The organism is Arthrospira sp. PCC 9901, from assembly GCF_059013425.1.
Window position 1 is genome coordinate 2879520 of the sequence record NZ_CP102296.1, and the last position, 20641, is coordinate 2900160.

The window sequence follows — 20641 nt, forward strand, 5'->3', positions numbered from 1 at the left end:
CCACCAATTGGTAAAATATAGGCGATCGCATCCCATGGCATTCTATATATAAATGGACAACAAACTGTTATTTGTGACCAAAATCCTGATCCTATCCCTAGGGCTATCCTTACTGATCAAATATGTCGGGCCAAATTTAGCGATTCCCGAAACCAATGCGATCGCTCTTTTCGCGGTTCTCTTCCCCTCTTCCCTGCTGGCGGTTCTGTTTTCGTGGCGAATGTGGCTACAATCAGCAGAAAATAAAAGGTAAACTGAGAAATCGTACAGGCGATCGCCTGTAGAAAAGCAAATTCTCTCACCCTGAACAGTCGCAATGACCCTAGGTACATGGATAGGCTTCACAGCTTTCTTAATCGCTATATATATCCTGTGGCGGATTAAACAAGCCCTGCTGATGATTTTCGCCGCCGTCGTCCTAGCCACCGCCTTAAACCGTCTCACCCGCCAATTCCAGCGTCTGAAACTACCGCGATCGCTTGCCGTTTTTCTGTCGATTAGTCTATTCTTCTTAGGGATTATCATCGGCTTTTTATTGGTCGTCCCCCCCCTAATCAACCAATTAGAACAACTAGCCAAACAGGTCCCCGCTGGTCTCGAACAAGGTCTAAAGCTGCTGAACCTGTTAATTGACTATTTACGCACCGACCTCAACGGACCCCTGCGGGAATATCTATCAGAAGTCAGTCGCGACCTGAGACAGATCCGCATCGAACAAATTATCCAACAAGCCCAAGCCCTGAGTAATCAACTAATCGGCGGTTTTGGTGTCGTGGTGGGAACCACAGTAGAAGGATTAGTCAGCATATTATTAATCCTCGTCCTGACCATGATGCTTTTAGCCGACCCCCAAGCCTACCGTCGCAGTAGCTTACAACTAATTCCCGCCTTTTACCGAAGGCGAATGAACCACATACTAGACACTTGCGAAATAGCCCTAGGTCGTTGGCTAATCGGTGCGCTACTCAACATGATTTGTGTCACCCTGCTAACAGTAATCGGCTTGTGGATACTGAGAGTCCCCTTAATTTTCGCCAATGCCATTCTCGCCGGACTGCTGAACCTAATTCCCAATATAGGTCCTGCTGTTAGCGTCATTCCCCCAATGGCGATCGCCCTTTTAGACTCTCCCTGGAAAGCCACATTAGTAGTGATGTTATATATCATCATCCAGCAAATCGAAACCGCCGTAATCATGCCCTCCTTAATGGCTTACCAAGTCTCCCTACTACCAGCCATCACCCTTCTCGCCCAAGGATTTTTCCTAACCTTCTTCGGATTTGGCGGACTCGTGTTAGCCTTTCCCCTCGCGGTAGTCGGTCAAGTTTTGATCAAAGAAATCCTGATCCGAGATATCCTAGATATTTGGGATAATCCCCCTCCCCTTAAACCCGTGGCCGACCAACCCTCACTTTTAACCAGTGAAACCCTCCCAGAGCATAATCCCAGGAATAATCACCAGTGAAAACCATAGCCGAAATCAACCACAAAATCAATCAGCAGCAAGCCATTGTCTGCACCATCGAAGAACTCAAAGCCAGAGTCAAAGAAACCAGCATCAGCCAAGTCGCCGAAGAAGTCGATGTCATCACCACCGGAACCTTTGAACCCATGGAATCTTCCGGGGCAATTATCAACCTCGGACATACAGACCCCCCCATCAATATTCGCACCTGCTGGCTTAACGGTGTACCCGCCTACAGTGGTTTTGGCGCAGTAGATATATATATTGGCGCTACCCAAATGGTGAAAGAAGGAGATGAACCAAGCGATCGCGGTGGCGGTCATGTTATCGAAGATTTAATCGCTGGAAAAACCGTCCATCTTCAAGCTGTTGGGACTCCCTCCGACTGCTACCCCCGTAGTTCCCTAGAAACCTCCATTAACAAAGATACAATTAACCAGTTTTATCTATTTAATCCCCGCAATTTATACCAGAATTTTATCATTGGCGTTAATGGTGGCGATCGGCCTTTATTTACCTACCTCGGACCCCTACAACCATTTTTAGGTAATGCAGTTTACTCCAACTCTGGCGCGATATCTCCCCTATTCAATGACCCCGACCTACAATTAATCGGCATAGGAACTCGCATTTTTTTAGGGGGAGGAATTGGTTATATCACCTGGGAAGGAACCCAACATTTCCCCATCCAAAAAAGATTACCTAACCGCACCCCCATAGGACCCGCCGCCACCCTAGCCGTTATCGGTGATGCTAAAAAAATGAACCCCTATTGGGTGCGAGGCTGCTATTTTAAACAACACGGACCCTCTCTCATGTTAGGCATTGGCATTCCTTTACCTGTGCTTAATGAAGAAGTGGTTTTGCGCGCTGCTATTGCTGATGAGGATATTGTTGCGCCAGTCGTCGATTTTGCTATCCCCCGCCGGGTTCGCCCGACCTTCGGTTTGGTAACATACGCTCAACTCAAAAGCGGTCGTATCCAAATTGAGGGTAAAACCGTCCGCACCGCCCCCCTCGCCAGTATTTCCCGCTCTCGACAGGTCGCGGAGGAACTCAAGGAATGGATAGAGTCTGGCAATTTTACCCTCACTGAACCTGTCGCTCCTATCCCTATGGACAGGTCTTTTATCCCCCAAGATATTTGGGGTTCTCAAATACGTTTAGATTGATTTTATCCCCTACTCCGACAATAGCCATGACTTATCAATTTAGGGAGACAATTTTAAACATTGAATCAGTCACCACAAATTTCCGGGTAAATAGTCATCATTTGCGTCACGAGAGAATCGGCACTTGACACCGTTTTGGGCTTCTGATAACATGAGGTTATATGTGAAAATACCTTTGTTGTATCTATAGGGACTCTGTAGCCGATTTACGGTAGAAAGCGATCGCCTCAAACCTGCATTTTCTCGCTTCACCTACCCCACCCATAACCCTCACTCTGATTCGTGAATTTGCTGGCGATGCACGAGTTTTTTTTCGGCGTTTTGAGGGGGGGGTTGACAAAATTACCAAAATGTGCATATCCGCCAGTTGCCATAGCCGTGACTTATTTATTTCGGGAGACAATTTTAAACATTGAATCAGTCACCACAAATTTCCGGGTAAATAGTCATCATTTGCGTCACGAGAGAATCGGCACTTGACACCGTTTTGGGCTTCTGATAACATGAGGTTATATGTGAAAATACCTTTGTTGTATCTATAGGGACTCTGTAGCGGATTTCCGGTAGAAAGCGATCGCCTCAAACCTGCATTTTCTCGCTTCACCTACCCCACCCATAACCCTCACTCTGATTCGTGAATTTGCTGGCGATGCACGAGTTTTTTTTGGGCGTTTTGAGGGGGGATTGACAAAATTGCTCAAATGTGAATAACCGCCAGTTGCCATAGCCATGACTTATCAATTTAGGCAGACAATTTTAAACATTGAATCAGTCACCACAAATTGCCGGGGAAATAGTCATCATTTGCGTCACGAGAGAATCGGCACTTGACACCGTTTTGGGCTTCTGATAACATGAGGTTATATGTGAAAATACCTTTGTTGTATCTATAGGGACTCTGTAGCCGATTTCCGGTAGAAAGCGATCGCCTCAAACCTGCATTTTCTCGCTTCACCTACCCCACCCATAACCCTCACTCTGATTCGTGAATTTGCTGGCGATGCACGAGTTTTTTTTCGGCGTTTTGAGGGGGGATTGACAAAATTGCCAAAATGTGCATATCTGCCAGTTGCCATAGCCGTGACTTATTTATTTCGGGAGACAATTTTAAACATTGAATCAGTCACCACAAATTTCCGGGTAAATAGTCATCATTTGCGTCACGAGAGAATCGGCACTTGACACCGTTTTGGGCTTCTGATAACATGAGGTTATATGTGAAAATACCTTTGTTGTATCTATAGGGACTCTGTAGCGGATTTCCGGTAGAAAGCGATCGCCTCAAACCTGCATTTTCTCGCTTCACCTACCCCACCCATAACCCTCACTCTGATTCGTGAATTTGCTGGCGATGCACGAGTTTTTTTTCGGCGTTTTGAGGGGGGATTGACAAAATTGCCAAAATGTGCATATCTGCCAGTTGCCATAGCCGTGACTTATTTATTTCGGGAGACAATTTTAAACATTGAATCAGTCACCACAAATTTCCGGGTAAATAGTCATCATTTGCGTCACGAGAGAATCGGCACTTGACACCGTTTTGGGCTTCTGATAACATGAGGTTATATGTGAAAATACCTTTGTTGTATCTATAGGGACTCTGTAGCGGATTTCCGGTAGAAAGCGATCGCCTCAAACCTGCATTTTCTCGCTTCACCTACCCCACCCATAACCCTCACTCTGATTCGTGAATTTGCTGGCGATGCACGAGTTTTTTTTCGGCGTTTTGAGGGGGGATTGACAAAATTGCCAAAATGTGCATATCTGCCAGTTGCCATAGCCGTGACTTATTTATTTCGGGAGACAATTTTAAACATTGAATCAGTCACCACAAATTTCCGGGTAAATAGTCATCATTTTCGCGACGAGAGAATCGGCACTTGACACCGTTTTGGGCTTCTGATAACATGAGGTTATATGTGAAAATACCTTTGTTGTATCTATAGGGACTCTGTAGCGGATTTCCGGTAGAAAGCGATCGCCTCAAACCTGCATTTTCTCGCTTCACCTACCCCACCCATAACCCTCACTCTGATTCGTGAATTTGCTGGCGATGCACGAGTTTTTTTTCGGCGTTTTGAGTGGGGGTTGACAAAATTACCAAAATGTGCATCAGGGACAATCAAGGAATTGTCCCTGAGTATGTTAGACAGACCGAGAGGACTGTTAGCTGTGAGAGCTAAGGGGTTAAGGGGTCTAACTAATCTTGAGTTTTGGGAGGTTTTCGGGGAATAGGTTTTGGCGTGGGAGTGCGGCGGGGCTTAGTATCAGGACGAGGCGATCGCGGGAAACTGTCCCTGGGTTTACCGGGTTTAAAAGGTCTTTTACCCTTAATAGGTAAAGCCCCGATATCGTGGCTTTCCTCAACCACTAAATCATTACCCATCAGACGGGCATGAAGGTCTATAAAATGTCCGACAGGTCGGAGACCGACCATCCCCAGTAATTTTAATTTAAAGAACTTGGGTTTTTCGTTTTCATGGCGAGAGGATTGTCGGATTTTGACGATCGCATATTGAGGTTCATCCTGAGACTGATAAACAATCTCACCTCGAATGGAGAAATAACCATGTTCGATATCCGGTAAAGCCTGAGACTGCGGGGAAATATCGAGGGATATGTTATCTATCTCCGTAGAGTCATCATCAGATTGAGTCAAAGTTTGAGGCTCCCAAACTCCCATAATTTGCACGTGCAGATCATCTTGCTTCTGGCGAGTGCGAGGATAAACCACCCAAAGATGTTCAGCCTCCAGGTCAATATGTTTTTTAACTAAACTCATGACCCGTCCCAACAGAACCGCATCAATTTCCGCCCCCTCGACAGTGCGAAGAACACCTTGGGTAAACTGTTCACCCGAAGCATGATAACACCCGCGCACCAAACCGATCGCCCTATATTGGCGAGGCTCACTAGGGGGAGGTATAGGGTGAACTAAGCGATCGCTATCATCTGATAGCTGTTTAACATCATTATCGGGGGTAGGTAACGGCGTATTTTCAGACAACTTAGGCGCTGTGGCATCATCTATCTGTTGAACTTGAGAACTTTCCACCTCTGGTTGCTCAACACCTGGTTGAGGTGGGATAGGGGGGGAAGCGGGGACTTGGGTAAATTTATTCGGAGAAGGACTCATAAAACCTCAGAGTGGAAGAAACATACCATGCCGAAAACGGCATGATTTTCTAGGTGATACACTACCATCAGAACCTCGTCCGCGTTAATCAAGTCAGATATTAGGGTGGATAATACCCCGATCAACCGACTCGACATCCACAAAACTAGACCTATCGGTGGCTAGGGTAGGTTACAGCTCATCAGGTAGAACTATGGCGATCGCCTATTTAACAGCAATTACGCCGATATCCTTATTGTACTAAATCCCATTGGACAAAAGCGAAATCCGTAACCCATTCCGGTGATCCATTCTGCTACCATGTGATTAGCAGTGGTATTAGCTGGGAGAAAGCAGGAATTTAGAAGTTATGGTAGATAAACGTCGTGGCGTGGTTGGGGTAATTTTAGTGCTATCCCTAATCGCATTTGTGGGATTTTCCATGGCCCCCTTGCTGGGAGGACTGTTCAGAAACGATTCATCCGAGTCTGTAGCCAATCAAACCGCCGTTTCCAATATTAGCGGCACTCAACTCCAAGACCTCCAAGACCAAGCCAGGGGCTATCAATTGGTCTTACAAAGAGAACCCGATAACGAGACAGCCTTACGGGGATTTCTGCAAGCTAAATTTGAGTTAATCAGTCAAGGTCAAGGACAGGTCGCAGATGTTGTTGAACCTTTACAGCGACTCGCGCAATTACACCCGGAAACTCCAGAATATGGGATTCTATTAGCTCAAGCTCAAGAGTATACAGGCAATCCGGAAGGTGCGGCTCAAAGTTATCGAAAAATTTTAGAACAGCGACCCGGAGAAGTTCAAGCCCTACAGGGACTCGTTAGCCTCCTGATTTCCCAAAACCGCCCCGAAGCCGCCATTGGCTTATTGGAAGACACCCTCAAATCAGCACCACAGATTAATCAAGCCCAAGCCGGAAGTATTGACGAAATCTCCATCCAACTAATCTTAGGGCAGGTTTACGCCGAACAGCAACGTTACCAAGAAGCGATCGCCGTTTATGATGAAGCCATCAAAAATAGCGAGTCAGACTTCCGCCCCGTCCTAGCTAAAGCTATCATACTCAGACAACAGGGCAATCCTGAAGATGCCGAGTTACTATTTGCGGAAGCCATAGACTTAGCCCCCGCCGGCTTTAGAGATCAAATTAAACTACAGGCAGGAATGACACCCACTTCCCCAACTATGGAAACTTCCCCCGAAGCTACCACAGAAACCGAGGCTGTGGAAACTGATGCTACAGAACTGCCCGAATAATCCATGCTCATTCAATATCTCCCTGTCGGGTTTCAATTTACCTCTCCCGGACCGACCATCTTAGAAGTCGGTCCCATATCAATTCGCTGGTATGGTTTACTAATTGCTTCGGCGGTGTTAATTGGTGTCACCCTCTGTCAATATCTCGCCAGTCGCCGCCATGTCAACCCAGAGTTAATGGGGGATTTGGTGATTTGGTTGATAATTGGTGCAATTCCCGCCGCCCGACTTTACTATGTTGCCTTTCAATGGCAGAATTATGCTAACGACCCCGCTAGTATTATTGCCATTTGGAAAGGTGGCATCGCTATTCATGGCGCAATTATCGGGGGTATCCTCGCGGCGGTCATTTTTGCCAAAATTAATCAGGTCTCCTTTTGGCTGTTAGCTGATTTGGTCGCACCTGCCTTGATTTTAGGTCAAGCTATCGGACGCTGGGGAAATTTCTTTAACTCCGAAGCCTTTGGCGGTCCGACAGACTTACCCTGGAAGTTATACATATCTCCCCCCTACCGACCTCTCGGTTATCAGGACTATCAGTATTTTCATCCCACTTTCCTCTATGAGTCAATCTGGAATTTCCTCGTCTTTGGCTTACTGCTAACCCTGTTTTTCCGAGACCTCCAACAAAAGCCTCCCCTCAAGTTAGGCAGCATTTTTTTAGTTTATGCGATCGCCTACAGTTCTGGACGAATTTGGATTGAAGCACTCCGAACTGATAGCCTTATGTTAGGACCCTTTAGAATAGCCCAATTGATTAGCTTCGGCGGTATCCTATTGGGAATGGCAGGTCTACTATGGCTATATGTTTTCCAACGCCATTTACCTGATGTCGTCAAATCTGATTTCTAGCCATCAACCCACCCCAACCAAAGTCCCCTAGGTTGCCATTGGTTGCCATTGGTTGCCATTGGTTGACAACAGCCTCCCAGAATGATAAAAGAAAAAAAGACCCCGGAGTTTGTTTTTCTCCAGGGCATCAACCAGGGTGCATCTACCATACCTAGTTACCATCTAACTCTGATATAATCCGGAATGAAATTACTGGGATGGCAAAAATTTTTGCTATGAATGGCACAACCCGAGAATCATTGCCACCAATGGTGTACATTGTAGGGGCAGGACCAGGCGACCCAGAATTGCTCACAGTTAAAGCCCAAAAACTTTTGACTCAAGCTGATGTGATTCTGTTTGCTGATTCCTTGATACCCCCGCAAATGTTAGTCGGTGTGCGTCAGGATGCAGAAATTATCCCCACGGCTAATCTGACCCTTGAGGATATCCTACCTGTTATGATAGATAGAGTCCAAAAAGGGCGATCGGTTGTCCGTCTACATTCGGGAGACCCTAGCCTATATGGGGCTATTTATGAACAGATACGCCAACTCTTAGAGATGGGTATTGATTTGGAAATAGTCCCCGGTATTAGTGCTTTTCAAGATGCCGCCGCTAAACTCAAGCTGGAGTTAACTATTCCTGAGTTAGTCCAGACTATCATTTTAACCCGCGTCAGTGGACGTGCTACGGGTGTTCCTCCCTCAGAAGAGTTGGCGAGTTTAGCAGCCCATCAAGCTAGTTTATGTCTCTATCTCAGTGCGCGTCATGTCGCTACCGCCCAAGATAAGTTAATCGCACATTATCCCCCCCAAACACAGGTCGCTATTTGTTATCGTCTGGGATGGCCTGATGAGAAAATTAGGGTAGTTCCCCTACATCAAATGGCTGAAGTTACTCAACAAGAAAATTTGACACGCACCACACTCTATCTCATAACTCCCGCATTGGGTGCTAACCCTACCGCCAGGTCTAGCCTTTATCACCCGCAACACTCCCACTTATTTCGCCAAAATGTTAAGTTTTGTTAAGTTTTGTCAAAAAAATCCCTTTTTTTGGGGGGAGGGGTTGCTTTTCGGTCGCGTCCGTGATAGTCTATATCATAATGGAGATATTGACTATAATTTCAAAAAAGCATGAATTTCAATTATAAACTTTATACTTATATATTACCATGAGTTGCCGAGAGTTGTCAATTGGCGATCGCCTATAACCCCAAAAATTCCCCAACCAGAGGGTAGGGTGTGTCATTCGGACACCACCACATCAACACCCAGCCACTGACTGACTGACGCACCTTCAATGCTTCAGAGGGTAGGGTGTGTCAGGCGATCGCCTATAACCCCAAAAATTCCCCAACCAGAGGGTAGGGTGTGTCATTCGGACACCACCACATCAACACCCAGCCACTGACTGACTGACGCACCTTCAATGCTTCAGAGGGTAGGGTGTGTCAGGCGATCGCCTATAACCCCAAAAATTCCCCAACCAGAGGGTAGGGTGTGTCATTCGGACACCACCACATCAACACCCAGCCACTGACTGACTGACGCACCTTCAATGCTTCAGAGGGTAGGGTGTGTCAGGCGATCGCCTATAACCCCAAAAATTCCCCAACCAGAGGGTAGGGTGTGTCATTCGGACACCACCACATCAACACCCAGCCACTGACTGACGCACCTTCCATCAATCTCATTGTGTTAAGTTTTGTTAAGTTTTGTCAAAAAAATCCCTTTTTTTGGGGGGAGGGGTTGCTTTTCGGTCGCGTCCGTGATAGTCTATATCATAATCGAGATATTGACTATAATTTCAAAAAAGCATAAATTCCAATTATAAACTTTATACTTATATATTACCATGAGTTGCCGAGACTTGTCAATTGGCGATCGCCTATAACCCCAAAAATTCCCCAACCAGAGGGTAGGGTGTGTCATTCGGACACCACCACATCAACACCCAGCCACTGACTGACTGACGCACCTTCAATGCTTCAGAGGGTAGGGTGTGTCAGGCGATCGCCTATAACCCCAAAAATTCCCCAACCAGAGGGTAGGGTGTGTCATTCGGACACCACCACATCAACACCCAGCCACTGACTGACTGACGCACCTTCAATGCTTCAGAGGGTAGGGTGTGTCAGGCGATCGCCTATAACCCCAAAAATTCCCCAACCAGAGGGTAGGGTGTGTCATTCGGACACCACCACATCAACACCCAGCCACTGACTGACTGACGCACCTTCCATCAATCTCATTGTGTTAAGTTTTGTTAAGTTTTGTCAAAAAAATCCCTTTTTTTGGGGGGAGGGGTTGCTTTTCGGTCGCGCCCGTGATAGTCTATATGATAATGGAGATATTGACTATAATTTCAAAACAGCATAAATTTCAATTATAAACTTTATACTTATATATTACCATGAGTTGCCGAGAGTTGTCAATTGGCGATCGCCTCTGTGGATAGATTCAAGATGAAAGCAGAACATGGGATAATCACGGGTGGTTCTAGTGGGATAGGCTTAGAGATAGCGAAACTGCTGATTCAGACAGGGGCGAATATTACCCTAATTGCGCGTGATGGTGAAAAATTAGAAAAGGCGGCGAGGGAACTAGAGAAGTTGTGTCCTGAGCGAGAGGTGTTAACCTTGGCGGCGGACGTGAGCGATCGCCTGGAGATAGAAGCTGCTATGATGAACTCATGCGATCGGCTAGGTACACCGGATATATTGGTGACATCAGCGGGCATAGCTTATCCTGGTTATTTCCTAGAAATACCGATAACAGTCTTTGAACAAACAATGTCAGTGAACTATTTTGGGGCGCTATACTCAGTAAAGGCAATAGTTCCGCTGATGGTGAAACGGGGGAAAGGGACAGTAGTTCTGATCTCCTCCGGGGCGGGTTTAATCGGGCTGTATGGCTATGCCGCCTACTCTCCTAGTAAATTTGCCTTACGGGGGTTAGCCGAGGCTTTACGGGGCGAATTAAAGCCATTGGGGATAAAGATAGCGGTAGTATACCCACCCGACACAGATACGCCACAACTGAGGACAGAAAACTTGACTAAACCGCCAGAAACGCAACAGATAACTGCGACGGCTGGAATTTGGAAACCAGAAGATGTCGCTGAGGCTATTGTGCGAGGTCTGGAAAAGGGGGAGTTTGCAATCACTCCGGGAATGGAAATGACGCTACTGAACCGCCTTCACAGCTTGGTATCACCGGGACTTAACTGGTACTTTGACCGCTTAGTGGCTAAAATCTCCAAACACCATAGAAGCCATGGGGGCCGGATTATGAACAAATCTACTCGAGAAGTAGCGATCGCCATTTTGTACCAGTCCGACAAAATTCTCCTACAGCTAAGGGACGATATCCCCACCATAGTTTATCCTGGGGTTTGGGGGATGTTTGGCGGTCATATAGAACCAATGGAAACCCCCCTAGAAACCATGAAAAGGGAATTACTCGAAGAAATTGGCTATGTCCCGACCTCCCTATATGAGTTTGGCACTTATGCGACAGAAGAGGTAGTGCGCCATGTATTTCACGGACCCTTAGAAGTAGGTATTGAGCAACTGATTTTAGGGGAGGGGTGGGATATGGAACTGGTAACCCGTGCGGATATTATAGCCGGACAAGCCTATTCTAAGCAAGCGGGAATGTTGAAAGCGATCGGCGAACCCCACCGCCTAATTTTACTAGATTTTCTTCAGGCCTAAGCACGGTGTCAATGGCCAATTTCCACAGGAAATATGGCGATCGCCCGCCGCCACTTGTCAATCATCCGACAATAGGGACACTACCATCATTAGGAAGAAATAGGCGGGGGTCTACCGGAGTTCCGTCAGGTCGGCGAATTTCAAAATGGAGATGGATAGAATAGCCACCGCCATCAATTTCTCGTCCTTCGTAGCCAAAACCAGAACCCCCTCTAATACCGATTAATTGTCCTTGGGAAACGTGATCATTTACCCTGACTCTAATTGACCGCAAATGCAAATATCGGTGTTCCCAACCATCAGGGCGGCGAATATGAACAGACCGACCATCTGCGCCGCTGGTATTATTTTTAACATACTCCACCACCCCATTACTAGCAGCATAACATTCATCAGGAGTATATCCGCCAATATCAACCCCAGCATGAAGTCTTCCCCTCGCATAACCAAACTCAGTTCTGGGTCCCATGCTAGTGCCGCGCATCGGCCATTTCCAACTACTGGAAACAGTAGATGCTGGTTTGGGACTGCTGGCTGGGCTGTTAATATCTGCGGGAGTATTAATGTTTACAGACTGATTAATGCTGCCTATTTTATCATCTATAATTTGAACGTGAGGGGCGAATATATACCAGGTTTCCCGTTGTCCAGGATGGGGAGGTCTAAATTTAATTTCTAAGTGTCCGTATCCGGCTGCTTTATAGTCGGTAATTTCGTATTGGTTGCCCGAATAGATAGAGATTTTATCGGCGGAAGTTAGTTCATGGGCTTGCACGGGTTTCTGTTTTAAGACGGTGTTCTGTTGGATGATAATTTTCATGATTAGTTAGTTATCCTGTCTTTTATTTTGTGGGTTGTGCCAATTAATTAATTCATTATATAGCCGTCGCGATTAATGGTAGAATAGGGATGATTTACGCAATTTATAATTACCCAGATTATCAATTTCCCCCAAACTCCTGATTATCGGTTCATCTGTTAGTGGTTTTATACGGGTTTATTTGTATTAGGAGTAAACTGGGGGAAATGGCTTAACAACTGCTTTAAATTGAGATACTGAGTTAAGGTAAAAGCATCAACTCCCAATTCTGTGCGATCGCTTGCTGCCACTATACCAGCGAGTGAGTGCCACCAAACAGCGACTTGAGCGCTTAATTCTGGGGGCTGTGACCGTCGAGACTGGATAGCGAGTATCCCCCCTAACAAACCAGTGAGAACGTCGCCACTGCCCCCACGAGCTAGGGCTGGGGTACTTTCTGGGTTAATGATTACTGACTCAGCGGTAGCAATACAGGTTCTCGCGCCCTTTAAAATGATGACAGCGCCAGTTAAACGGGCTGCTTCCCTACTCCCCTCGATAGAGGTATGTGATTCATCATTTAACTGGGGAAACAGGCGTTTAAACTCTCGACGGTGGGGGGTGAGAATGGTTGCAGCCTGACGGTTAGATAGGGTAGTCACGGGGTCTAGTTTGGCTAACAGGTTCAGGCCATCAGCGTCTAATACTAGGGGTCTATGGCTATTTAATACTGTCTGAATGACGGATACATTGTCAGCGGTTAAACCGGGACCACAGGCGATCGCATCATAACTATCCAAGTTTATATGATCAGCAATAGAGGCGATCGCACCGTGATCTGTTTCTGGACAACCAATAATCAAGGCTTCCGGTAGTGGAAAACTCAATAAGGGTTTGATCGACTCTGGGACAGCTATTGATAGCATTCCCACTCCACTAGCCCGCGCCCCCAGACCTGATAATAGCGCCGCCCCGGTATAACGACGCGATCCGGCAATAATTAATAAATGCCCCTGTTTATACTTATGGGTATTCTGAGGGAGGGGGATAGGTAAATGAGATATCGCCAATTCCGGAGTTAGTCGCCTTAGGTCGGGAGACACCCCCAGGACAGCATGAATATCAGTTACAGGGATATCAAAATCAATTAACTCGGAAGTTCCCAACCATGGTAAGGCTTCTTCCCGCAAAAAGGCTAATTTCCATAACCCCAAACAGAAAGTTTTGGTTGCTCTAATAGCTGTTCCCAGGACTAATCCTGTGTCAGTATGGATACCTGATGGGATATCAATGCTAAAAACGGGCTTATTCCACCAGCTATTGACAGTTTCGACTATTTGTGCTATGTCTCCATGAATGGGACGTTCTAAGCCAAAGCCAAACATCCCATCAATAATTAGATCACAATCTGCTAATTGTGCGATCGCCTCTACAGTTTCAATACCCAAACTAGCAGCATATCGAAAATGGTCTGCGGTGAGTGGCTTGTGTTTGCTAAAGGGGGAATATAACAGGACGCGATAACCGCGATAGTATAATTCCCGCGCCACCACCAACGCATCACCCCCATTATGCCCCGGTCCCACCAAAACCCCAATTAAGTTTACTGGTGTGCTGGTATACTCAGAGTGTAAAATCGACAATAGGCGGCGAGTAATATTGAGGGCGACCTTTTCCATTAAAGCTGCCACAGGCATTCCCGCGTCAAAAATGCGAGTTTCTATGGCTTGCATTTGGGCAGCGGTCACAGCAAACTGTTGAATAAGTTGGAAACGATTAGGAGTGCCTGCCATTATTAATCATGCTAAGGGTTTAGGGACTATCTGCCAAAATATATTTGAGCCGAGCCAATTCCCGAATCTGTGAGATAATTTTCCCATTCTTGGGCGAGTCCCAAATCAGCAAAAGGTCCAACGGCTACTAAGGGGTCAGCGAAGTGGTCGCGAATGATAATGCTATTTTGAGGTACACCTAAAGCTATGGCATTTTCAGCAGTCCTAGACAGTTCGGCGGCGGGTGTGGGAATTAATACAAAATAGCCATCAGTATCACTTAGTCCCAGGTTAATACCTGACGCTGCAGGAAGAGGAGTAGGGGTCTGAATAGGTAAACCGAGTAACATTTCCAATTGTGTGCGAGAGGCTATGACTTCTCCTCGAATGCGTCTGAGAATTAGTTGACTCAGCAGTTGTTCAGCGTTGGACAGGTTGACAAAACTACCTGCTTGAATTACGGGGACACCCTGATATTGAACAATTTGTGCATTGGGGGATACCTGTCGCACTTGGTCTAGGGATGCTGCCCCAGGTCTGACGTAAACTTGATAAAGTCCTAGGTCAGTGGTGGGGCGAATAAGATTTGGTCTAATATTGGTTTGAATGGGTGCGGTTAACCGTCGGTGGGGGGGGACTACCAGGGGGCTGACATTTATGGAGTTCTGAAATTCGGGAGTATTTCGGAAATCGGTAATTTGGGCTTGAATTCCCCATTGTCTGAGACTGGATACCAGTTGTTGGGCTTGGGTCTGATTGAAATAAATGCCAGCATCAATTACAATGCGATCGCCATATCTTTTAATTATGGCTCCTGGTTGTACCTGTTGGACTATTTCCAGGAGTAAGGGGTTATCCCCTGACACATAGACCCCGTAGCGTTGTTGTTGTGCTAGGACGGGTAGGGGTATTAAGGTTAAGTATCCCCCCAGGAGCAATAATGATATCCAGGGCTTCCTCCCCGCCCATCGAAAGGTAAACTGGAACGGGGACTTGTTTTGATTTTCAAGAGAAGTTACAGTCAATTTCAGTTCCTCCATGGGGGGGTGAGCTTACCCAGCCTGAAACAATTATAGCCATATATGGCGGAGTTTCGGATCATTTATATTTGATCAAATTGATAACATCTCATCATCAATGTTGGAAAAGAACATAAAATTTGCTATTATGCCGAGACGACTGGTTTCTTGTGTCCTCGCCGCCTTCCTACCGATTATCCTAGTTTGGGGAGTAGTTGTGCGACCCGCCTGGGCGCTGACGGATGAACAGAAGCTCCTGAGCGAGAGTTGGGGTATTGTGAACCGCGCCTATGTTGATGAGAGTTTTAATCATCAAAATTGGTGGTTATTGCGGGAAAAACAAATTAAGAAACCTCTCAGAAATCGGGAGGAAACTTATCTGGCTATTGAGGAAATGTTGGCGAGTCTTGATGATCCGTTTACACGATTATTGAGACCGGAACAATATCGCAGTCTCCGAGTTAGTACCTCTGGAGAATTGACGGGAGTGGGGTTACAAATTGCTAAGGAGGCTGAGACGGGGGCGCTGGTGGTGGTGACTCCCCTTGATGGTTCTCCGGCTGATGATGCGGGGATTAAGCCGCGCGATCGCATTCTGAAAATTGATGGTTTATCTACTGATAATATGACCTTGGATGAGGCGGCGGCGAAGATGCGAGGCAACCCCGGAACCGAGGTAATTTTAACTGTAAAATCCGCCGAAAATCAGTTAACTAAGGATTTCACCTTACTAAGAGATTACATTACACTAAATCCGGTTTTTTACGAACTGAGAAAAACTGAGGATAATCTGGCTTTTGGTTATCTGCGCCTGCGACAGTTTAGCGCGAATGCGACCAGTGAGGTGACTAATGGGATTAATAACCTGATCAATGCTGGGGCGAAGGGTTTTATTTTGGATTTGCGAAATAACCCGGGCGGACTGCTACAGTCGGGGGTAGAAATTGCTCGGTTGTGGTTAAATCAAGGTGCGATCGTGTATACTGTAGATAGGCGAGGGTCTTTAGGAGGTTTTGATTCTACGAAATCGGCTTTAACTGATGCGCCGTTGGTGGTATTAGTTAATGGTGGTACAGCCAGCGCCAGCGAAATTCTAGCGGGTGCGCTTCAGGACAACCACCGCGCTTTATTAGTGGGTGAAAAAACGTTCGGGAAAGGCTTAATTCAATCCCTATTTGATTTGTCTGATGGTTCGGGGTTAGCGGTGACAGTCGCCCATTATGAAACCCCTAACCATACTGATATTAACAAACAGGGAATTAAGCCCGATCGCATTGTAAAAAGCCCTAATTTAATGCGATCGCAATTAGCAACAGAAGCCGACCCCCAATATCAAGAAGCCGTTGATTTATTGAGGTATCAAATGTAGACCTTCTGTCTCTCCCTGGTGTAGAGTGCGTCACCTTCCCATAACTAACGGAAAAAGAGATAAGTAGACTGGGGACGCACCTTCTTTTTTGATAGCCGTCTCTCCCCGGTGTAGGGTGGGTCGCCTTCCCACCCCAAGTTTTCGATGAGTTATAAAACGCCTTTGGAACTGGGAATAGTACCCGCACGACGTGGATCGATTTCTAGGGCCATTCTGAGTGATCGCGCAAAGGCTTTAAATGCGGCTTCAATAATATGGTGAGAATTAATCCCGTCCAACTGGCGAATATGAAGGGTCATCAAACTGTTATTAGCCACAGCCACAAAAAATTCGCGCACTAACTGGGTATCATAGTTTCCTACCCGGAGAGTGGGGATTTCCAAGCCATAACTGAGGTGAGGACGACCGGAAAAATCTAGGGATACTTGGACTAAGGCTTCATCAAGGGGGGCGACAAAATGACCAAACCGGACAATTCCTTTGCGATCGCCTGTAGCCTTAGCCAAAGCCTGACCCAAAGTAATCCCCACATCCTCATTAGTATGATGATCATCAATATGAGTATCTCCGACGGCTTTAATCTCCAAATCTAATAAACCGTGGGAGGCAATTTGGTGCAACATATGGTCTAAAAAAGGCACTCCGGTAGCCACATCACAGCTACCTGTACCGTCCAAATTCACCGTCACAGAAACATCAGTTTCCCCGGTAGTACGCTTGACAGTAGCAATGCGGTTATCGGTGATATTAGGGTTAGTTGCGGTGGTGGAAGTTGAAGTGCGATCGCGAGTTTGCATAGTCAATAATTAGGGAACTGATACATTTACGCGACATTTTTCCGGTTGTTCCCGGACAATGCGACGATAGCACTATTACCCGTTAAGGTAACAGAGGCGGTATCCCGCAAAGCTTTTAGAAAGATTCCAAAAGCACCGTTCCAGTCCCGTGGTAGAGTGAACCCGCACTCAGGACATCGGAACACTTTTGAGCCACCTAGCTGGGAATGGACATGACCACAGTGAGTACAGGTTTTGCTGGTGTATTCTTCGGTCACATCTACAACTGTTCAGTTATTTCCGCGCTTATGTCTCAGGGTTAGTTTGAATCGATAATGCGCCCATGTCAGCATGGCGCGGGCAGTCTTAGACCTGATTAGACGCTTCACCTTGGCAACCATATTGGAAGTCTCGAAGGGGGGCAAAAAAATCAGGCTGTGTTATGGGATGGTCGGGGATGCGACCCAATCAACCAAGAGGTTGAAGTCCTCACCGGGTAGTTATTTCGCCCATTTCAGCTCTATTTCATACCCGAAGGTCTCGCACCATACTTGGTATTATACCGTATTGCCGTAAAATGTTAACCTAGATTTGAGATTAAATCATGCTCTTAACAGGGAACAGGGAACAGGGAACAGTTAATTTCACCGCTCCCCGAGTCCCATGATAGATATTGTGGGCTGTCGATATATTTGTGGTTACATTCCCATGATGCAGTAACCAGAATCGACATAAATTATCTGGCCAGTAATCCCACTAGAGAGATCACTGCATAGGAAAGCAGCCGTATTTCCCACTTCAGTCTGAGTTACAGTCCGCTTGAGGGGGGCAATTTCCTCCACATGATGAATCATATCTAAAATGCCACCAACCGCTGAGGAAGCCAAAGTCCGAATCGGTCCAGAGGAGATACCATTAACCCTAATCCCCAAGGGGCCCAATTCAGCAGCCAAATAACGGACATTCATTTCTAGGGCAGCTTTAGCAATTCCCATGACATTATAATTGGGAACCACCCTGACTCCCCCTAAATAGGTGAGAGTGACAATACTACCACCAGAGGTCATCAAGGGTTTAGCAGCCCCACTCAACTGTACCAGGGAGTAGGAACTAATATCCAAGGCGCGAGTAAAACCCTCACGGGAAACGGTGCTAAAGTCTCCCGATAGTTCCTCCTTACCAGCAAAAGCCAGACAGTGGATGAGGATATCGAGTTTCCCCCATTGGTCTCGGATGGTATCAAATAGGGATGTTACCAGTGCATCATCCTGAACATTACAGGGCATGATGATACTGGGATTAAGTGGTTCAACTAGACTGCGAACCTTTTTTTCAAACCGTCCCTTGTCATCGGGTAGATAGGTGACTCCTAGGTTAGCACCGCAGGAGTGGAGTTGTTGGGCAATACCCCAAGCGATGGATCGCTCGTTAGCAATGCCAGTGACCAGTGCGTTTTTTCCGTTTAAATCCAACATAGTAGATTATTGTATTTGAAAAGGGGACGAGCAAACTCCCACAATTGGGGGTTGAAAAAAAGACATTGGGTGATAAAATCCCTTTGGCGTGCCTAGATGACTCAGGAGCAGGCGGGCATAGTATGCACCCAGTTCACGATCGCAGGTTGCTAATTTCAGGTCAAAATCTTTCCCATCGCCAAAATATGGCAATTTAGTCGTTTTTTCGACACAAACTCCGTTGGCTTAGATATACTCTGGGTAGACATGAAACCAATGACCTGTATAAATGGACTTCCTGAGATACTCACAATTTTGATTCCAGGTCAGGGTAAAAACCTTTGTGCCAGGGAATCACTCTAGGTGAGTGTTAGGGGATCTCCCGTTATAATCTTTCGCTTAACGAGGGAGGATGTCAATAGAGTTGAATCTGCATGAGCCTTTTGGTCGCCAGATTTGAGAGGATGGAGTCGGTCAGCACCCCCGGCTGAAGCACGGGGGCTTCGTGCCCCCCTTTCAGGTAGCTGACCAGCTATAGCCTTAACTGGCTCCGTTCAGAGCAAGAGTTAAAGTTCCTACCCTGGAATGCGTGCTAGTTCCAGGCCCTAGAACCGAATCGTTAAACATCTCTAAGGGGTTAAGGACGTGCGATTTGGATAGTACCGACTCTGAACATTGGCGTTCGCGCAGCGTGCGCGTTAGCGCAAGCGCAAACATTACCCCGCAAGGGAGTCGGAGCCAACCATAGCTCCATGGAGGGGCAACCATACCCCTCCACCCCGCAAGGGGGTGCTGGCGGCTAAAGCCGCTTGAGTCGGTTTTCCTCTCCGTGATCAATCACGGAGCTTCCAACCCTCCCAGGAGTTTTACGTGAACATTTAAAGTCGGATAAAGTCAGAGTCAAACTAGCGCAGTGGTTAAGTGGAAGGAATCGGGTCAGTGACGTATGATAGACCGTTAGCATCAGTGTTCCGTCAAATTGGTGGCGGAGCGTTTCCCCCTGTGGTGGAGAGTTTTGACCGTGGTAAAACTATATTTTTCCCCGGTGATCCAGCCGAGCGGGTTTATGTCTTAATTAAGGGAGCCGTGAAGCTGTCTCGGGTTTATGAGGCGGGAGAGGAAATCACTGTGGCTCTACTTAGGGAAAATAGTGTCTTTGGTGTCCTCTCGCTGATTACGGGTCATAAGTCTGATCGGTTTTACCATGCGGTGGCTTTTACCCAGGTGGAATTGCTTTCTGTTCCCATTGAACAGGTGGAAAAGGCTCTGAAAAGTGATCCCGAATTGTCTATGGTGATGTTGCGAGGTCTGTCGTCTCGCATTCTGCAAACGGAGATGATGATCGAAACTTTGGCGCATCGGGATATGGGATCGCGATTGGTCAGTTTTTTATTGATTTTGTGTCGAGATTTTGGGGTTCCCGGTCGAGATGGGATTCGTATTGATCTCAAATTGTCCCATCAGGCGATCGCTGAAGCTATTGGCTCCACGCGAGTGACTGTAACTCGACTTTTGGGAGACTTACGACAGAAAAATATGATCTCGATTTATAAAAAGAAAATTACTGTTCATAATCCTGTTACCCTCAGCCAACAATTTACTTGAAAAATTCCGAGCCTGAGTCTGGCGGTCACAGAGTGACCAGCAGTTGCTCCCGCCTTGAACTCAAAAACAATCGCATACCGGGAGGTTTTGGGGATAATCTCGATTCGGTAGTCCCCAGGCTTCCTGGTTTTTTGCTCCCGGAGGTAGGGGTCAAATTTAGCCAATATTCGGTAGGGAAACCTGATTTTTGTGCTAAAATTCGCTTAGGTTGATCGGTATGGCAGGGGATGGACAAAAATTCCTCCCTACATTCGGCTACAACCTCTCAAC

21 protein-coding genes and 2 pseudogenes are annotated in these 20641 nt (G+C 46.7%); 8 read left to right on the forward strand and 15 right to left on the reverse strand.

The genetic code is table 11. From position 1 onward, the window contains the following. Positions 1 to 116 precede the first annotated feature (116 nt). Positions 117 to 302, reverse strand: a complete 186-nt coding sequence (locus NLZ44_RS12590) for a hypothetical protein (RefSeq protein WP_493749998.1) — start codon at positions 300 to 302, stop codon at positions 117 to 119. Between the two features lie 14 nt (positions 303 to 316). On the opposite strand from NLZ44_RS12590, the gene NLZ44_RS12595 reads away from it, so the two are divergent. Both NLZ44_RS12595 and NLZ44_RS12600 read left to right on the forward strand, forming a co-directional pair. Further along, positions 317 to 1465 carry an AI-2E family transporter gene (locus NLZ44_RS12595; RefSeq protein ID WP_006625250.1) on the forward strand — a complete coding sequence of 383 codons (1149 nt, stop codon included), beginning with the start codon at positions 317 to 319 and terminating at the stop codon, positions 1463 to 1465. Next, on the forward strand, positions 1462 to 2637 hold the full coding sequence (locus NLZ44_RS12600) for a homocysteine biosynthesis protein (protein WP_006625251.1): 1176 nt from the start codon (positions 1462 to 1464) through the stop codon (positions 2635 to 2637). The genes NLZ44_RS12595 and NLZ44_RS12600 overlap by 4 nt, the downstream gene beginning before the upstream one ends. Before the next feature lie 69 nt (positions 2638 to 2706). Here NLZ44_RS12600 and NLZ44_RS12605 read toward each other — a convergent pair whose 3' ends face one another. The 7 genes from NLZ44_RS12605 to patR all read right to left on the reverse strand — a co-directional run bounded on the left by NLZ44_RS12605 (position 2707) and on the right by patR (position 5773). After that, complete coding sequence (locus tag NLZ44_RS12605) at positions 2707 to 2889, reverse strand: hypothetical protein (protein ID WP_493749999.1); 183 nt, start codon at positions 2887 to 2889, stop codon at positions 2707 to 2709. 169 nt (positions 2890 to 3058) lie between these two features. Continuing rightward, positions 3059 to 3241, reverse strand: a complete 183-nt coding sequence (locus tag NLZ44_RS12610) for a hypothetical protein (protein ID WP_008051329.1) — start codon at positions 3239 to 3241, stop codon at positions 3059 to 3061. Positions 3242 to 3409: 168 nt separating this feature from the next. Further along, a complete protein-coding gene (locus NLZ44_RS12615) occupies positions 3410 to 3592 on the reverse strand; it encodes a hypothetical protein (protein WP_493750000.1) in 183 nt (60 codons plus the stop codon). 168 nt (positions 3593 to 3760) lie between these two features. Beyond that, positions 3761 to 3943: a hypothetical protein gene (locus tag NLZ44_RS12620; RefSeq protein ID WP_008051329.1), complete on the reverse strand. Its 183-nt coding sequence runs from the start codon at positions 3941 to 3943 to the stop codon at positions 3761 to 3763. Between the two features lie 168 nt (positions 3944 to 4111). After that, entirely contained in the window at positions 4112 to 4294 is a 183-nt protein-coding gene (locus tag NLZ44_RS12625) for a hypothetical protein (RefSeq protein WP_008051329.1), read from the reverse strand. A 168-nt stretch (positions 4295 to 4462) separates the two neighbouring features. Beyond that, positions 4463 to 4645: a hypothetical protein gene (locus NLZ44_RS12630; RefSeq protein WP_493750001.1), complete on the reverse strand. Its 183-nt coding sequence runs from the start codon at positions 4643 to 4645 to the stop codon at positions 4463 to 4465. A gap of 192 nt (positions 4646 to 4837) precedes the next feature. Continuing rightward, positions 4838 to 5773 (reverse strand): heterocyst master regulator PatR, encoded by a 936-nt coding sequence (patR, locus tag NLZ44_RS12635; RefSeq protein WP_493750002.1) that lies wholly within the window; start codon positions 5771 to 5773, stop codon positions 4838 to 4840. Between the two features lie 349 nt (positions 5774 to 6122). On the opposite strand from patR, the gene NLZ44_RS12640 reads away from it, so the two are divergent. The 4 genes from NLZ44_RS12640 (at position 6123) to NLZ44_RS12655 (ending at position 11577) form a co-directional block, all read left to right on the forward strand. Continuing rightward, the gene (locus NLZ44_RS12640) at positions 6123 to 7025 is read left to right on the forward strand and encodes a tetratricopeptide repeat protein (protein ID WP_493750003.1); all 903 of its coding nucleotides are present in this window, start codon (positions 6123 to 6125) and stop codon (positions 7023 to 7025) included. A 3-nt stretch (positions 7026 to 7028) separates the two neighbouring features. Next, entirely contained in the window at positions 7029 to 7877 is an 849-nt protein-coding gene (gene lgt / locus NLZ44_RS12645) for a prolipoprotein diacylglyceryl transferase (protein WP_493750004.1), read from the forward strand. A gap of 215 nt (positions 7878 to 8092) precedes the next feature. Then, positions 8093 to 8890, forward strand: coding sequence for a precorrin-4 C(11)-methyltransferase (gene cobM / locus NLZ44_RS12650; RefSeq protein WP_187758577.1), 798 nt, complete (start codon positions 8093 to 8095; stop codon positions 8888 to 8890). A 1436-nt stretch (positions 8891 to 10326) separates the two neighbouring features. Continuing rightward, positions 10327 to 11577, forward strand: a complete 1251-nt coding sequence (locus NLZ44_RS12655; RefSeq protein ID WP_493750005.1) for an SDR family NAD(P)-dependent oxidoreductase — start codon at positions 10327 to 10329, stop codon at positions 11575 to 11577. A gap of 61 nt (positions 11578 to 11638) precedes the next feature. On the opposite strand, the gene NLZ44_RS12660 is transcribed toward NLZ44_RS12655, so the two are convergent. From NLZ44_RS12660 to NLZ44_RS12670, 3 genes are all read right to left on the reverse strand, one after another. Then, complete coding sequence (locus tag NLZ44_RS12660) at positions 11639 to 12397, reverse strand: M23 family metallopeptidase (RefSeq protein WP_493750006.1); 759 nt, start codon at positions 12395 to 12397, stop codon at positions 11639 to 11641. A gap of 167 nt (positions 12398 to 12564) precedes the next feature. After that, positions 12565 to 14169, reverse strand: a complete 1605-nt coding sequence (locus NLZ44_RS12665; RefSeq protein WP_493750007.1) for an NAD(P)H-hydrate dehydratase — start codon at positions 14167 to 14169, stop codon at positions 12565 to 12567. Positions 14170 to 14195: 26 nt separating this feature from the next. Next, positions 14196 to 15173: a hypothetical protein gene (locus NLZ44_RS12670; RefSeq protein WP_493750008.1), complete on the reverse strand. Its 978-nt coding sequence runs from the start codon at positions 15171 to 15173 to the stop codon at positions 14196 to 14198. 142 nt (positions 15174 to 15315) lie between these two features. Between NLZ44_RS12670 and ctpA the strand changes: the two genes are divergently transcribed. Continuing rightward, entirely contained in the window at positions 15316 to 16536 is a 1221-nt protein-coding gene (ctpA, locus tag NLZ44_RS12675; protein WP_046319500.1) for a carboxyl-terminal processing protease CtpA, read from the forward strand. 149 nt (positions 16537 to 16685) lie between these two features. Here the strand turns inward: ctpA and hisB are convergent, their stop codons facing one another. The 4 genes and pseudogenes from hisB to NLZ44_RS12695 all read right to left on the reverse strand — a co-directional run bounded on the left by hisB (position 16686) and on the right by NLZ44_RS12695 (position 19670). After that, entirely contained in the window at positions 16686 to 17333 is a 648-nt protein-coding gene (hisB, locus tag NLZ44_RS12680; protein WP_006625270.1) for an imidazoleglycerol-phosphate dehydratase HisB, read from the reverse strand. Between the two features lie 26 nt (positions 17334 to 17359). Continuing rightward, positions 17360 to 17752, reverse strand: a pseudogene (locus NLZ44_RS12685) (zinc ribbon domain-containing protein); the annotation flags it as partial. Positions 17753 to 18010: 258 nt separating this feature from the next. After that, positions 18011 to 18787: an enoyl-ACP reductase FabI gene (gene fabI / locus NLZ44_RS12690; protein ID WP_006670396.1), complete on the reverse strand. Its 777-nt coding sequence runs from the start codon at positions 18785 to 18787 to the stop codon at positions 18011 to 18013. Between the two features lie 695 nt (positions 18788 to 19482). Then, positions 19483 to 19670 (reverse strand): annotated as a pseudogene (locus tag NLZ44_RS12695) (hypothetical protein). Positions 19671 to 19705: 35 nt separating this feature from the next. Here NLZ44_RS12695 and ntcA point away from each other — a divergent pair. Further along, positions 19706 to 20371, forward strand: a complete 666-nt coding sequence (gene ntcA / locus NLZ44_RS12700) for a global nitrogen regulator NtcA (protein ID WP_014274678.1) — start codon at positions 19706 to 19708, stop codon at positions 20369 to 20371. Positions 20372 to 20641: the final 270 nt, after the last annotated feature.